The organism is Chitinophaga polysaccharea, assembly GCF_007829335.1.
Lineage (GTDB): Bacteria > Bacteroidota > Bacteroidia > Chitinophagales > Chitinophagaceae > Chitinophaga > Chitinophaga polysaccharea_B.
Genome location: NZ_VIWO01000001.1, coordinates 1,727,381 through 1,743,254 on the forward strand (window position 1 = coordinate 1,727,381; position 15,874 = coordinate 1,743,254).

Sequence of the window (15,874 nt, forward strand, 5' to 3'; positions counted from 1 at the left end):
ACGGGCAGTTGACTTCCATATATGATGTCCCGTTTGCGTTACATGGCGCTTTCCTGCCTGTTACTGATTACCGGGGGATTGTACGCCCAGCAGAGTGAAATTACAAACATTAAGCATGCGTTACCGGCAATAACGGATAGTATAAAGTATGTAGACGCGCTAAACCGCCTGTCTGCCTGCTACATTCCCTGCCAGCTCGACAGCAGTGGGGGATACGCTACTGCCGCCAATACCATTGCTTCGAGCATTGGCTATGAAAAAGGCCGGCGCGATGCCTTACGGGGTCTTGGCCGTTATTACTCCCTCCGGCCTCACCGCTATTTATCCTTTCTGTTTTATGGAAAAGCATTGGAAGCCAGTCGCGCTGCCGGCGATTCAGCCGGCGTAGTAGCCGCCCTGATGAATATTGGCAATTATTATCAATACCAGGGTAACCATCCGGCAGCGCAGTATTATGTAAGCAAAGCGCTGAAAATAGCCTGGGATCAGCATCTCGACTCCCTCCGGGCCTGGGTGTTAATCAACTACTATATGATCAATGCTGCGGATACCAGCATGCTGCCAGTGGCGCAGAAAGCCCTGCAGCAGGCGGTAGCACTGACTTCGCAGTATAACGACCACCTGGGTAGTTTATACGTAAAGCTATTCCTGGCACATGAAACGCTGCGGGCCGGGAATGCTCCCGCCGCAGAAGCGCAGCTGAAAGGAGTGATCGCCACCGCCGATCACCAGGGACTGAATTATATTGCCATGTATGCCTGCACGCAATTGGCGGGGTATCTCATCTGGCAGAAAAGAACGGATTCCTTACAATACCAGCAGCAATCGCTTAATTATGCAGTAGCGGGAGGATATACAGGACTAATGCTGCCGGTCATTACTACACTGTTCAACTGGTATTTGCAGCAGCGGGATTCGCTGCGGGCTGCCAGCTACAGCCAGCTGGCCTTGCAGGTAATGCAGCAACAACAGGATGATATACAGGAGGGGGAAGCAGATTACCTGTCTTATGTTTTTGGCGATGAGCTGATGGATTCGCTGCGTACGCAATACCAGCTGCAACATGCTAAACTACAGCAAAGTAAAAGCAACAATTATTTCTGGTATTACCAGGTGATCATCATCACCGCTATTGCTATGCTATTGGCTGTTTTACTGCTGTATTTTGTACGCGCATACCGACTTTCACGTATGAATGCAGCCAGTATGGCTGTTTTGCGCGAAGAAATCGGTAAAGGTAATAAAGCGTTGCAGGAAAGCGACGATTTTAAGAATAAGCTGATTTCTATGATTGCACATGATTTCAGAACGCCCCTGCATAACATTGTTAATATCACCGGGTTTATAGAAGAAGAAGCGCTGACCGTAACAGACGCTGCCGATATGATCCTGCAGGTAGAAGCCAGTGCAGCGGCTACACTCACGGTATTCGAAGAAATATTGGCGTGGATACGCACCCAGTTATCAGGCTTTGTATATCGCCCAGGAATTTTCCTGCTGTCAGATATGATCGATACCACCGTCAACAACCTGCATCATTTACTGGCAGAAAAAGATATCCAGGTACTGAAAGAAATCCCGGATGCGATTACGGTAAATGCAGATTACGAAATGCTGCAGTTTATTCACCGTAATTTTTTGCATAATGCGATCAAATTTTCACCGAAACATAGTACTATAACTGTAACGGCTATACGTGAAAAGGAATGGCTGCAGGTAGCCTTTAAAGATGCCGGTACAGGTATAGATACCACGGTATTATCCCGTCTGTTTAGCTGGGACAGCCAGGCAGAGCAACAGGAAAGGCCTGGAAAAGGCGCCGGTGTTGCCTTGATTATCTGTAAAGACTTTATTGAAAAAATGGGCGGAACTATCAGCGCCAATAATAACCAGGATAGAGGAAGCACTTTTTATTACCGGTTGCCGGAGGCAAAGAAAATGGTATTGAGGAAGTAATGATAAGTATACGTACAAGGTGCAGTAACCTGGCATTGGCTATGGGTATTGCGATGTTATGGTTAGGCCAGGTGAATCATGCAGCCGCACAAGGCCCGCAATTGCCGGTTCTTTTGCAAGAACTGCATGAACAGCGGGACAGTGCGGCCTATGTAAATACGTTGGGTAAAATTGGTACCCTCTACATGATGATTAATATCGACAGTAGTTTCCGGTATGCCATCAGGGAACTGGAGATAGCCGAACGCCTGCAATATCCTCATGGAATCGCCGATGCCTTTGATGTGATCAGTTACCGTTATGCGCTGAAAACAGATTTCAGCATTGCCGCTATCTATGCCTATAGAGCCCTTCAGCTGCATAAGTCGTTGTCGGATAGCGTGCGTATATGCAATACCCTGAATAATCTCTATATCTATTACCTCAACATGGGAAGGAAGGATGATGCAGGAAATTATTTCTATGAGGCTTTCCATATGGCCAGCCGTCTACCGGCTACACAGGATTCCCTCTATAGCATGCTACTGGTTAATTATGTGATGCGTTTTTACCAGGACAGTACCCGCAGAGATTCCCTGCAATGGGCGCTGCGCAAGGCAAAACAGTTGGCAGACAAATATCCCCAGAGCAGGTTTTCGTTATACATTGATGCCTTTGCAGCCGACTCCCTGGTCAGGCAGGGCAGGGGCAAAGAAGGGGAGGCGGTGATCAACAAGCTGGCTACTGCTGCCTTGCATCGGGGGCTGCCCTACGTAGCGATGGAAATTTACAGCCACCTGGAAGACTATCCTGCCATGGGATATCCCATCAACATGACCTACTACCGGGAGCTTTCATACGATCTGGCAAAGAAGGCCGGTTGCGCAGAGTTGAACCTGCCTGCCCTGGCAGGACTGTTCAAACAATACCGTGCCACAGGCGATAAGGCCAAAATTGCCTACTACAGCCAGGAGGTAATGCGCCTGGTAGCAGTGCGAACGAACGTACACAGCAGGGAAGAGATCAACTATATTGATTATTTCGTGAAACAGGAAGCATTGCGACAGCAGGCAGATCGCAATCAACAGCTACAGGCAGCACTAAAGGAGGTGACCATAAGGCGGAGGAGTACCCAGATGGTGATAGCCGGAGTATTTACCATCGTTTTACTGCTGATGGTGCTCTTGTATTTCAGGTACCAGGAGTACCGGTTAGCCGGGAAACAGGAGGAAATGATGGCGGAGAGTTATGCCAGTATATCCTTGAAACATGTAGCGTTGCGTGCAAACGATGAGTTTAAAAACAAGCTAATCACCATTCTCGCCAATGATTTCAGAACGCCCCTGTATTACATATCCGAGGTAGCTACCCGTTTAAGGGAGCCAGGTGTGGATCCGGCTACCATGGTGGCCTTGATCAGGAAAATAGCAGCTGTATCAGGCGATACGCTGGCTGTGTTTGATAATATCCTGAAATGGATACGGTTGCAATTATCCGGGTTTACATATCAGCCAGTAGATTGCCCTGCTTACGATCTTCTGCTGACCACCTTACACCAGGTGGAGATTACCACTGCCGAAAAAAAGCTGGAGATAGTGAACCAGCTACCTGCCAAATGTATGGTAAAGGCCGACCCGGAAATGCTCCGGATGGTGTTTCTGCATATACTGCAGTTGTCTGTACATTACTCGCAGCCGTGGCGTTCACTGGTAATAACTACCTGGACAATTGCACCGATGGTATATATCTGTTTTATCGTAGATACGGGTGTGGGGGCAACAGATGTTATAACGTCTTTATCCAATTGGCAGGACAATACGCATGCCCTGAATTATGCTATTACCAGGGATTTTTTAGAGAAGATGAATGGGGGAGTAGAGGTTACTGATAGCGAGGATACCTGCGTGGTAATCACTGTTTCGTTAAGGGCGTGAAACAAAAAGCTATTAAGGCGAATGAACTTTGCGATTGGTTACAATCACATTGTCATTCACCTTAATAGCTTTTAGATTATAAGTTCAGTTATTTACCAACTTTATCTCCGTCGTACGCCCACTTGATGTAGCTGGCGCCCCAGGTGAATCCGCCTCCGAAGGCAGCCATCATAAGGTTATCGCCTTTTTTGAGGTATTTTTCATAGTCCCACAGGCATAAAGGAATAGTACCGGCGGTGGTATTACCGTAACGGTGAATATTCATCATTACTTTTTCATCCGGAACATTGATGTATTGGGAGGTAGCCGCGATGATACGTTTATTGGCCTGGTGAGGTACCAGCCATGCAATATCGTCAGAAGTGAGGTTATTGCGTTCCATCAGGTCTTTGGCTGCACCTGCCATATTCGACACCGCGTATTTGAATACCATCTTACCTTCCTGGTAAACATAGTGTTCGCGGTTAGTTACAGTTTCAAGGGTAGCCGGTTTTACAGAGCCGCCGGCTTTCATGTGCAGGTATTCCCGTCCATGACCATCACTTTTAAGGATGCTGTCTATTAAGCCGTATCCTTCGGTATTAGGCTCCAGCAGTACTCCGCCGCCGCCATCACCAAAAATAATACAGGTGGTTCTGTCGGTATAGTCGATGATAGAGCTCATTTTATCGGCTCCAATTACCATTACTTTTTTGTAACGACCACTTTCAATGAAGCGGGCGCCTGTATCCAGTGCATATAAAAAACCAGAGCAGGCCGCGCTGATATCAAAGCCGAAGGCATTTTTTGCGCCGATTTTGTCGGTTACTACGTTGGCTGTAGATGGAAAAGTCATATCCGGGGTAACGGTGGCCACAATCAGCAGATCAATTTCCTCGGGGGAAATACCTCTTTTTCTGCAAATTTCAAGCGCTACCGGAACACACAAATCAGAGGTTCCTTTCCCTTCTCCCTTCAGTATCCTTCTCTCCGAAATGCCCGTCCGGGTTATTATCCAGTCGTTCGTTGTATCAACTAATTTTTCTAATTCCTGGTTGGTAAGCACGTAGTCTGGAACATAGCCACCCACCGCTGTAATAGCGGCCGTTATTTTATTCATATAAACTAAATATGTGTTTAAAACGAGGCGTAAAAATACGATATAAACGTATATTTCCTAAAAAAGTCGCATATGAGGAACTTAAAGGATTGACAATCCATTAAAAGTTAGCATCTTTGCCCCGATTTACCCAAAATGACATTATTAATCAATTTCCAAAAGTTTAATTAAATTACTGAACCTTTACCTGGTATGATAGCTTATTTGAATGGAAAATTAGCCTATAAGTCACCCGCTTTGGTTCATATGGATGTGAATGGAATCGGTTATGAAGTACAGATCAGCCTTAATACCTATTCCCGGATTCAGGGGATGGAAAGCTGTAAACTGTTAACCTTCCTGCAGATTAAAGAAGACGCACATACCCTGTATGGCTTTTTTGAAGAGGCAGAAAGAAGCCTGTTTCTGTTGCTGATCAGTGTTTCAGGTGTAGGAGCCAGTACTGCCCGCATGATGTTATCTTCCCTGCAACCGGAAGACATACAAAGGGCTATCATGATGGAAAATGAGCGGATGCTCGAAAGTGTGAAAGGAATCGGTGCAAAAACAGCCAAAAGAATTATCCTGGAATTAAAGGATAAGATCGCGAAACACAAAGACGCCGGCGTACATTTATCTGTTGGCGTAAACAATACAATGCAGGAAGATGCGTTAAATGCTTTGATAACTCTGGGAATAGCCCGGGGCATGGCCGAATCGGCAATTCAGAAAGTGATGAAGAATGAGCCACTATTGCAAAACTTGGAAGAGCTGATCAAGAAAGCCCTGAAAAGTTTATAATTTATAAATGAAATCCTCTATAAAACCTATTTTTCTTGGCAAGAAAAACATTCTATGGTGCTTTTGCCGTAATAGCAATTGTATCCTTTATCATTGTTGATACTGCCGCTAGGGATCGTTCTGGGAATCTGAAATTATCGAGAAAGAGCTGGAAGCCGGATACCACCATTACAGGTCAAACCAAAATCGATACTACCGGAAAGAGAGATACCTTGAAATACCCCCTTCAGGACAGACGAGGCCCCAACATAACGGATCAGGGGTCAAGGAACGCTATTGACCTGAAAGATCCTGCTAACATCAACAAAACGGTAGAATACGACCCAGTTACCAAACAGTATACAGTTACCGAAAAAGTAGGTAGCCAGTACTATCGTAACCCTACCTACCTGAGTTTCGACGAATTCTATAAGCTACAAGCTAAACAAAGCGAACAGGATTACTGGCAGAAAAGAGCCAGCGCACTGGGGAACCTGAACCAACGCAGCAACGGCCCCGCCCTGTATAATGGCAACAACCTCTTTGACCGCATCTTTGGTGGCAGTAAAGTGGATATCCGCCCCCAGGGAAGCCTGGACCTTACCTTCGGCTACCAGGGACAAAATATCAAAAACCCTGTACTGGTTGAACAAGCCAGGAAAAACGGCGGTTTCAATTTTGATATGGGTATCAACATGAACGTGGTAGGTAAAATAGGCGATAAGCTCAAATTGATTACCAACTACAATACCCAGTCCCAATTCGACTTTGAAAACCAGGTAAAGCTCGAATACACCGGTTATAACGATGAAATTATCAAGAAAATAGAAGCGGGTAACGTAAGCTTTCCTCTTCGCAGTACCCTCATTTCTGGTATCCAATCCCTGTTTGGGGTGAAAACCCAATTACAGTTCGGGCGCTTAACGGTAACGAGTGTACTCTCCAACCAGAAATCGCAGAAACAAAACCTCATGCTCAAAGGCGGTACCCAGGTACAGGATTATAACCTGAGAGCCGATGAGTACGAAGATAACCGCCACTTCCTGTTAGCACAGTTCTTCCGGGATACCTTTAACTACGCGATGTCCAACCTACCGGTAATACGGTCGCTGACCAACATTACCCGCCTGGAAGTTTGGGTAACCAACAAAACCGGGGCTACCACCCAAACCCGCGATGTGGTGGGCTTGATGGACCTGGCAGAGTACAATCCGTATAACAAAACAGCCGTCAAACCCCTGACTTCTTCCAAATTGCCAGACAGGGGAACCAACGACCTGTACGCCAACCTGGTCAGGGATCCGGCCAGCCGCAATACAGGAACGGTGGTTAGCCGATTACTGGCCCTGGGCCTGCAACCTGTATCGGAGTTTGAGAAAACATTTGCCCGTAAACTCGATTCTACCGAATACACTTATAACAAACAACTGGGTTTCATCTCCCTTAATCAACAACTATTACCAGATGAAATACTGGCGGTGGCCTACCAATATACCTACAACGGACGGGTATACCAGGTGGGTGAGTTTTCTCAGGATGTACCCCCGGATCAGAACAATAGCGCCAACCAGCCGATCTTGTTCCTCAAATTGCTGAAAGCTACTTCCGCCAGGCCTACCCTGCCTATCTGGGACCTGATGATGAAAAATATTTACGCCACCGGCGCCTTCCAGGTAAATAAGGAAGACTTCCGTATGGACGTATACTATAAAGACCCCGGTGCAGAAGGCCGTCCACCCAGCGATAAACGATATATTCCCGATGCCAAAGGGGATTTTGCCGGCGCACCTATCATTACCATTCTTGGACTCGACCGCCTCAACAACCAGCTGGATCCCCAGCCCGACGGGGTATTCGATTACGTGGAAGGATACACGATTAACTCGCTGAACGGGAAGATCATGTTTCCTACGCTGGAACCTTTTGCCGGTGGACTGAAAAAAGCCTTTGGTGGAGATGTCAGCCTGGAAAAGCAATACCTGTATAATGTGCTCTATGACTCTATCAAGGTGGTAGCGCAACAGTTCCCGCAATTGAACCGGTATGTGATCCGGGGATCCTATAAATCGGCTTCTTCTTCTGAAATCAACCTGGGCGCCGGTACCACCATCCCGCCGGGTTCCGTTACCGTAACCGCCGGTGGTCAGCAACTCCGGGAAAACGTGGATTATATTATCGATTATAACCTGGGCAGGCTTAAAATCATCAACGGCGGTATCCTCAACTCCGGCGTACCCATCAATGTACAGTTTGAGAATAATGCCTTGTTTGGGCAGCAGGTTCGAAACTATTTCGGTACCCGGCTCGATTACATGGTAAACGATAAGTTAAGTATAGGTGGTACCGTGGTACGGATGAGCGAAAGACCCTATTACCAAAAGGTAAACTACGGGGAAGATCCGATCAAAAACACCATGGTTGGCCTGGATGCGAACTACGCATCTGAATGGAAAGGGCTGAACCGCTTCCTGGATAAGTTACCCAATTATAAGAGTACCACCCCGTCCAACATCTTATTCACCGGTGAGGTAGCCCGCCTGTTCCCCGGACATAGTAAGCTAATTAATGCCCCCGGCAGCAAGCAGGGTACTGCTTACATAGATGATTTTGAAGGGGTGAAAAGTGGTTATGACCTGAAGTTTCCCGCTACCAGCTGGGCGCTGGCCTCCACTCCAAAAGGCGCTACCGATGCCGCCGGCCGCGACATGTTCCCGGAAGCAGCATTAAATAATGTGCTGGAATATGGAAAAAACAGGGCAAAACTGGCCTGGTATATTATAGAACCTACCCTCCAGTTACCTAAATCGCCTAACCTGCCCCCAGGTATTACGATCGATGGTCAATCCGATCCCCGGGTTAGGTTGGTATACCAGAAGGAAGTATTTAAGAACAGGTCTACCGACTTTGGCCAAAGCCAGCTAAGTACCCTCGACCTGGCCTACTATCCTACTGAAAGAGGTCCATATAACTTTACCAGCAACCCGATAATGATGAACCGCGATGGGCTCTTGGCAAGGCCACAAACCAGGTGGGGCGGTATCATGAGAGCTATTGACAACAGTGACTTTGAAACAGCGAATATAGAATACATCGAATTCTGGATCCAGGATCCATTTATCAAACAGCCTAACAGTACTGGCGGTTCCCTGTACTTCAACCTGGGTAACGTATCGGAAGATATCCTCAAGGATTCCAAGAAATTCTTTGAAAACGGGATGCCTAACCCCAACACAGATCCTAATAAGATCGATTCGTCTAAGTGGGGCCGGTTGCCTAAGTTCCAGCAACAGATTACCCAGGCATTCGATAACGATCCCAATGTCCGCGCTTACCAGGACGTAGGATATGATGGTTTGAAATCACAGGATGAAGCGGCCTTCTATAAAGGCTATATGGATACGATGAGAATGAACTATGCAGGAAGCCCGGTATATAACCAGGCCCTGAAAGATCCTTCCAATGATGACTATAGGCATTACCGCGATCAGTCTTATAATGGTATGCCTATCCTCGAACGCTATAAAGCATATAGCAACCCGGAAGGCAACTCCCCGGTATCTGATCCGAAAAATACTTTTTCTTCTGCCGCCACCAATATTCCCGAATCAGAAGACCTGAATAAGGATAATACCATGAACGAAACAGAGGAATATTTCCAGTATCGGGTAGATCTGAAGCCTAATATGCAGGTGGGTAGTAACTATATTGTGGATAAGATTGAGGCAGATGTAACATTGCCCAATAACCAGAAAACCACAGAAACCTGGTACCAGTTTAAAGTACCGCTGAATCAGTTCAACGCCAAAGTGGGTAATATTCCCGATTTTAAATCCATCCGCTTCATGCGTATGTTCCTCACCGGCTTCACAGATTCGGTAGTAGTACGCTTTGCCAAACTGGAACTGGTAAGGAATCAATGGCGCCGTTATATGTATGAACTACGTCCCGGAGATCCCATTCCATTGGATAATGCCACCACGTTTAATACTTCCGCGGTGAATATTGAAGAAAACTCTTCCCGCACACCGATTCCTTATGTGCTGCCACCGGGAGTAGTAAGACAGAATACTATCAGTACCAACAATACCACCCTGCAACTGAATGAGCAGTCGTTGTCCGTACAGGTAGCTAACCTGAAAGACGGTGAAACCCGCGCACTGTATAAGACCCTGAATATGGATCTGCGTCAGTATAAAAAGATGGAGATGTATATCCATGCTGAGGCAGTTGGTGCTGCTACCGCCTTGAAGGATGGACAGCTGCAGGCTGTAATCCGTATCGGTAGCGACTTTGTAAGTAACTATTACGAATACCGTATTCCGCTGAAAGTAACTGACTGGAGCGCGAAAACAGCTGTGGATATCTGGCCGGACCGGAATAATATGGAGCTGGTTATGTCGCAGCTTAGCGCCCTGAAACAAAAACGGAATATGTGCGACTCCTGTTCGCCGCTATTGCCGTATCCGCAAAACCCGGTAGCCGACCAGTATGGCAATTTTATGCAGGTAGTGGGTAACCCAAGCCTGGGAGATGCCCGCACTATGATGATAGGCATCCAGAACCCCAAAGACGACGGACAGCCTCACAGTGGGGAAATCTGGCTGGATGAGCTCCGCCTGTCTGACTTTGATGAAAAAGGCGGTTATGCTGCATTGGCCAGGGTAGATGTACAGCTTTCCGACCTGGGTACTATTTCGGTATCCGGTAATATGCACACCGCCGGTTTTGGAAACATTGACCAACGGGTAAATGAACGTTTCCGGGATAATTTCCTGCAATATGATGCGGCGGCTAACCTGGACCTGGGTAAGCTGTTACCGAAGAAAATGGGCATTTCCATCCCGGTGTATGCCGGCTATTCACAATCAGCCAGCAACCCTGAATATGATCCTTACGACCTGGATATAAAACTGAAAGATAAACTGGCCCTGGCCAGGAACCGTGCAGAAAAGGATTCTATCCGGCGTGATGCGCAGGACTTTACCTCTATTAAGAGCCTGAACTTTACTAACGTCCGGAAACTAAACCTCGGAGGAGGCGGTAAACGGCACCTGTGGGATATCGAAAACTTCGACCTCAGCTATTCCTTCTCGCAGATATTGCGGCATAACCCGCTGATCAAAAATGACCTGCTTACCAAACATCGGGGGGGACTGGGATACAACTTTGCCGGTCAGCCACATTACCTGGAGCCGTTTAAAAAATTGATCAAGAGTAAATCACATTGGCTGGACCTGATCCGCGATTTTAATATCAACTATGTACCGGCTATACTGAGCTTCAGGGCCGACATATCCCGGCAGTTTGGCGCCACCCGTGTGCGTAACGTAGGTGGAGATGTGAAATATCAACTTCCGGAAACGTATAACAAATACTTTACGTTTGACCGGTACTATACGGTAAAATGGGATATCACCCGTAGCATCAACTTCGAGTTCAATGCCGTGAACAATGCACGTATAGACGAGCCTAACGGCCGTCTCGACAATGCGGCGAAGAAAGATACCGTGCGTAGAAACTTCTTCAAAGGAGGGCGTAACACTAACTACATGCACAACGCCAACTTCACCTATACATTGCCTACTTCCAAGTTCCCGGCCCTCAGCTGGACAAACATCGCATTTGGATACAGCACAGAGTATAGATGGACGGGCGCTTCCCAGCTGGCATTGTACCTGGGTAACGCTATCGAAAACTCCCAGCAGAAAACCCTGACCGCCGAATTCAAATTCGTAGAGTTATATAACAAGTCCAAATTCCTGCGAAAGATAAATGCAAGGAATCCGCAAAGCAATAGTAACAGCAACAACAATAACCAGAATAAAAACAATAACCAGCAGCAGCAAAACCAAAACCAGACTGCTTCCAACGAGATATCTCCATGGGTGAAAGGCATACTGAAACCATTGATGATGCTGAAGCGGGTAGGATTTAACTATAACGAAAATGCCGGTACACGTTTACCAGGATATATAGACAGTACCAAGATAATAGGTATGAACTGGGCTACCATGGCGCCGGGACTCAATTTCGTATTCGGTTATCAGCCGGATAGGAAGTGGTTGGATAATTTTGCGAAGAAAGGATTGATTACGCCCGATACCCTGTTTAATATCCAGGCACAACAACAGTTTACCCAACGTTGGGACTTGCAGGCCCAGCTGGAACCAGTCAACGATCTGCGTATCGATCTGAATATGACCAAGTCGTTTACCAAAACGCATACGGAATTGTTCAAGAACCTGACCGATCCGGCCAATTTCCAGCACCTGAGTCCTTACGATGCCGGTGGTTTTGAAATTACCTACATCGCCATTAAAACGATGTTTGGGCACATTAACGCGTCAGATGGGGTATCACAAACCTTCCGCAATTTTGAAGCTTATCGTAATACGATTTCAAAAAGACTGGGCGCTATCAACCCATACAATAAAGATCCGGGCATCCCTGCCGGCGATCCCAAAGATCCTACGTATGCCTACGGTTACACCCGGTATGCCCAGGATGTGTTGATACCAGCATTCCTGGCTGCTTACACGGGTACTACGCCCGACAAGGTATCCCTGCTCAAACAGGGTAATGATAACGTGAAAAGCAATCCTTTCAGTAACTATATCCCCAAACCAAACTGGAATGTTACTTACAATGGATTAACCAAGCTGGAACCCTTCCGTTCCTTCCTGACTAACTTCACGTTAAGGCACGCCTATACCGGAACACTCAGTATGAACTCCTATAATACTTCCATGTATTTTGAGGATCCAAGACTGGCAGGATTCCCGGCATTCCGCGATACCGTGTCTGGTAACTACTATCCTTATTTCCTGGTGCCTAACCTCACGATCACTGAAGCATTTGCACCATTGCTGGGGATAGACCTCACTTTTGTAAATAGCTTTAACGCCAGGGTAGAATATAGGAAGAGCCGCTCCCTTAGCCTTAGTCTCATCGATTATCAGCTGACAGAGGTACGGTCCAGCGAAATTATTATCGGCGCCGGCTACCGGGTAAGAGGGGTACAGCTGCCATTCTCCTTCAGTAAAAATGGAGGCAAGAAAGCACAGAATGATATGAACTTCCGGCTGGACCTGAGCTTCAGGGATGATAAAACGGCCAATAACAGGCTGGATGCCGACTTGTCGATACCCACCAGCGGCCAGAAGGTCATTGGCATTTCACCATCGATCGACTATGTGGTGAACAACAGGCTTAACCTGCGGTTCTTCTATGACCGACGACAAACCATCCCGGTTATCTCCACGGCATATCCAATTACGAGTACCAGCGGTGGTTTAACCTTCCGGTTTATTTTATCTCAATAGGAAATACTTACACATAGCGGATTTATAGATAGATAACAATGCACGATTATCTAACTATAAATCCGTTATAATGAATGCCCGATTGGTAATTATTTACTAGGTTTGCGGCGTGAAATGGTTCCCGATGATATGCATTTTCCTGGGGCTATTGCTGCAAAATTTCAGCAAGAGCCTTATTGTAGTGCAGTTCCAGGTAAACCAGGCTTTCATCGCAAAAGAGCTGTGCGAAAACAGAAACAAACCCCAAATGCATTGTAACGGGCGCTGTCATCTGAAGAAAGAACTGGACAGAGATGCCCAGCAGGAAAAGAATAACAATACCGGGAAAGATAAATACGAAGTGATGTTTGTAGAAACCATTCATGCCTTCGCACCTTCCACTCCTAAGAACAATATTACCTTTACTCCTTTTTATAAAGACTCCTTCCTCGATACCTTTACTATTTCCATTTTCCATCCGCCACAGTCAGTAGTAGCCTGATATTCCTTTATACTACCTGACTAACCCTGTTCGCCATGGGCGAACAGTCAACGACTTATACATGAAACAATGTTGTTTACTCATCATTGCGTGTATGGCTGCCTATAGCAGTTATGCACAGCAATTGCATGGACGTGTGGCCGATGCCCAAACCAAAGAAGCACTGCCCGGTGTGAATATAAGATTACTGCATGCTACAGCCGGATGTAGTACCAATGCCGCCGGTAAATATGAACTTACCGTGGCCGGTACTGATTCTGTAGAAGTATCTTACACAGGTTATCTCTCCCGGAAAATAGCCGCAAAAGAGATAGCGGCTATGCCGGTTGTTTACCTGCAACAGGGCACTAGCAGCCTGAACGAGATTATTGTATCTTCTTCCCGCGATAAGCAACGGCGTACAGAAGCGCCGGTGGCCATCAGTACCCTTTCTCCGCAAACACTAAATGAAACCAAAGCAGTTACAATAGACCAGGTGCTGAATAAAGTAAGCGGGGTATACATGGTAGACCTGGGCAACGAGCAGCATACGATGGCTATCCGCCAGCCTATTGGTTATAAAAGCCTTTTCCTATACCTGGAAGATGGTATTCCTATCAGAACCACCGGTGATTTTAACCACAATGCCCTGATCGAAATCAATATGGCCGCCGTGAAAAATATTGAAGTGATCCGTGGGCCTGCTTCCTCCTTGTATGGAAGTGAAGCAGTGGGCGGCGCCGTCAATTTTATTACCGCTTCTCCCACGTTGGTACCTACCGCTAAAATACAATTGGAAGGCAGTAACTGGGGCTATAAGCGAACCGATTTTAGTGTATCCAATACCGGGAAAAAAGTGGGTTTCGCCGTGAGCGGTTACTACGCCAATCAAAGTAATGGCTATATGGATCACAGCGATTTTCACAAGTTGTCGCTGACCGCAAAAGTAGATTACCAAATCAATGAAAAGAATAAGTGGACCAATGCTGCCACACTGATCAACTATAAAACAGATCAAACCGGCGGGCTTGACAGTGCCCACTTCTTTGCCAAAGACTACCGCAATTTCCAGACTTTTACCTACCGGGAAGTGAAAGCTTTACGGGTACGCAGTACTTTGGAACATGAATGGAGCAGCAGCAGCCATACTAATTTTACCGTCTTCTTCAGAAATAATACTATCGGACAAAATCCATTTTATGCCATTAAAGATATCCGTGGCACTCTCAAGGCCAATGGACAAATTAACAGCGATGGTTTTAACAGCTATGGACTAATCGTGCAGCATAAGAAACGATTTGCCTGGCAAGATGCCGCCCTGATTGCCGGTGTGAGCGCAGATTATAGCCCTGCCACTTACCTGGCTAATTATATAGACATTACTAAAGACGCTGCCGGCTATTATGCCAGTTACCGCGCCACCGATTCCGTTTTAACAGATTACCGCGTAGGATTACTGAACAGCGCTGTATATACACAGTTTGAGTTTTCGCCGATCGAGCGGATGCGCGTAGTAGCCGCCCTGCGTTACGACCGGATGGATTATAATTTTGAAAATCACCTTACGCCTTCTGCCTATACGGGCGCTCCCAGTGAGCGGAATAATTTCAATGCCTTTACTCCAAAGGTCGGACTCACTTACGATCTGGGCCACCAGCGTGGATTATATGCCAACTATAGTGTTGGATTTGCACCCCCTAATATTTCAGAACTTTATACCGGTGTAAAGGTTCCGGTGCTAAAATCGGCTACTTATCAAAACTATGAAGCCGGTGGTTGGTTGGGATTTGCTCAGCAGAAAGGATATGCAGACCTCAGCGTTTACCGGATGAATGGTACTAATGAAATTGTGAGTGTGAGAAATGCAGATGGCGTGTACGAAAATCGTAATACCGGCGCCACTAAACATAGCGGCGTAGAATGGAATGTAAAGTATACACCGTTGCCCAGCCTGTTTGTTAGAACCAGCGGTACTTATGCCGTGCATATTTTCAAAGCATATAACGATGGCAGCAAGATATACACCGACAACCAGATGAACGGTGCGCCGAAGTGGATCACGAATACAGAAGTTACCTGGAAGCCTGCAATAATAAAGGGTTTCAGGATAGGCGCCGAATGGCAGCATATCAGCAAGTATTATATGGATGCAGCCAATACATCGGTATATAATGGGTACGATTTATTTAATGCGCGTATAGGCTATGCCATTAAGGGATTTGAATGTTGGCTCAATTGCATGAATATAGGCGATCAGTTATATGCTACCACAGCGGAAAAATCGGCCTATGGCAAAACTTATCGGATTGGGCCACGTCAGACATTTACGTTTGGTGTTGCTTATACATTTACCGGAAAATAATAG

General features: G+C 46.5%; 7 protein-coding genes. 6 read left to right on the plus strand and 1 reads right to left on the minus strand.

Translation table 11 applies throughout. The features are described from left to right. The first annotated feature begins 21 nt into the window (after positions 1 to 21). Both FHW36_RS07265 and FHW36_RS07270 read left to right on the plus strand, forming a co-directional pair. The gene (locus tag FHW36_RS07265) at positions 22 to 1,956 is read left to right on the plus strand and encodes an ATP-binding protein (RefSeq protein ID WP_145664672.1); all 1,935 of its coding nucleotides are present in this window, start codon (positions 22 to 24) and stop codon (positions 1,954 to 1,956) included. Next, positions 1,956 to 3,869, plus strand: a complete 1,914-nt coding sequence (locus tag FHW36_RS07270) for a sensor histidine kinase (RefSeq protein ID WP_145664675.1) — start codon at positions 1,956 to 1,958, stop codon at positions 3,867 to 3,869. Before FHW36_RS07265 ends, FHW36_RS07270 begins: the two co-directional genes overlap by 1 nt. Positions 3,870 to 3,957: 88 nt before the next feature. On the opposite strand, the gene FHW36_RS07275 is transcribed toward FHW36_RS07270, so the two are convergent. Beyond that, the gene (locus tag FHW36_RS07275; RefSeq protein WP_145664678.1) at positions 3,958 to 4,968 is read right to left on the minus strand and encodes a beta-ketoacyl-ACP synthase III; all 1,011 of its coding nucleotides are present in this window, start codon (positions 4,966 to 4,968) and stop codon (positions 3,958 to 3,960) included. 192 nt (positions 4,969 to 5,160) lie between these two features. Here FHW36_RS07275 and ruvA point away from each other — a divergent pair, with 192 nt between their 5' ends. The 4 genes from ruvA to FHW36_RS30920 all read left to right on the plus strand — a co-directional run bounded on the left by ruvA (position 5,161) and on the right by FHW36_RS30920 (position 15,871). Next, the gene (gene ruvA / locus FHW36_RS07280) at positions 5,161 to 5,748 is read left to right on the plus strand and encodes a Holliday junction branch migration protein RuvA (protein ID WP_145664681.1); all 588 of its coding nucleotides are present in this window, start codon (positions 5,161 to 5,163) and stop codon (positions 5,746 to 5,748) included. A 35-nt stretch (positions 5,749 to 5,783) separates the two neighbouring features. Next, a complete protein-coding gene (sov, locus tag FHW36_RS07285) occupies positions 5,784 to 13,049 on the plus strand; it encodes a T9SS outer membrane translocon Sov/SprA (protein WP_145664684.1) in 7,266 nt (2,421 codons plus the stop codon). Between the two features lie 124 nt (positions 13,050 to 13,173). Continuing rightward, positions 13,174 to 13,530: a hypothetical protein gene (locus FHW36_RS07290; protein ID WP_145664687.1), complete on the plus strand. Its 357-nt coding sequence runs from the start codon at positions 13,174 to 13,176 to the stop codon at positions 13,528 to 13,530. 61 nt (positions 13,531 to 13,591) lie between these two features. Next, positions 13,592 to 15,871, plus strand: coding sequence for a TonB-dependent receptor (locus FHW36_RS30920; protein WP_145664689.1), 2,280 nt, complete (start codon positions 13,592 to 13,594; stop codon positions 15,869 to 15,871). Positions 15,872 to 15,874 lie beyond the last annotated feature (3 nt).

What these genes read in the sequence shown, in the direction of transcription:
- FHW36_RS07265 (WP_145664672.1), top strand. Translation starts at nt 22, where the DNA reads ATGATGTCCCGTTTGCGTTACATGGCGCTTTCCTGCCTGTTACTGATT.
- FHW36_RS07270 (WP_145664675.1), top strand. Translation starts at nt 1,956, where the DNA reads ATGATAAGTATACGTACAAGGTGCAGTAACCTGGCATTGGCTATGGGT.
- FHW36_RS07275 (WP_145664678.1), bottom strand. Translation starts at nt 4,968, where the DNA reads ATGAATAAAATAACGGCCGCTATTACAGCGGTGGGTGGCTATGTTCCA.
- ruvA (WP_145664681.1), top strand. Translation starts at nt 5,161, where the DNA reads ATGATAGCTTATTTGAATGGAAAATTAGCCTATAAGTCACCCGCTTTG.
- FHW36_RS07290 (WP_145664687.1), top strand. Translation starts at nt 13,174, where the DNA reads ATGATATGCATTTTCCTGGGGCTATTGCTGCAAAATTTCAGCAAGAGC.
- FHW36_RS30920 (WP_145664689.1), top strand. Translation starts at nt 13,592, where the DNA reads ATGAAACAATGTTGTTTACTCATCATTGCGTGTATGGCTGCCTATAGC.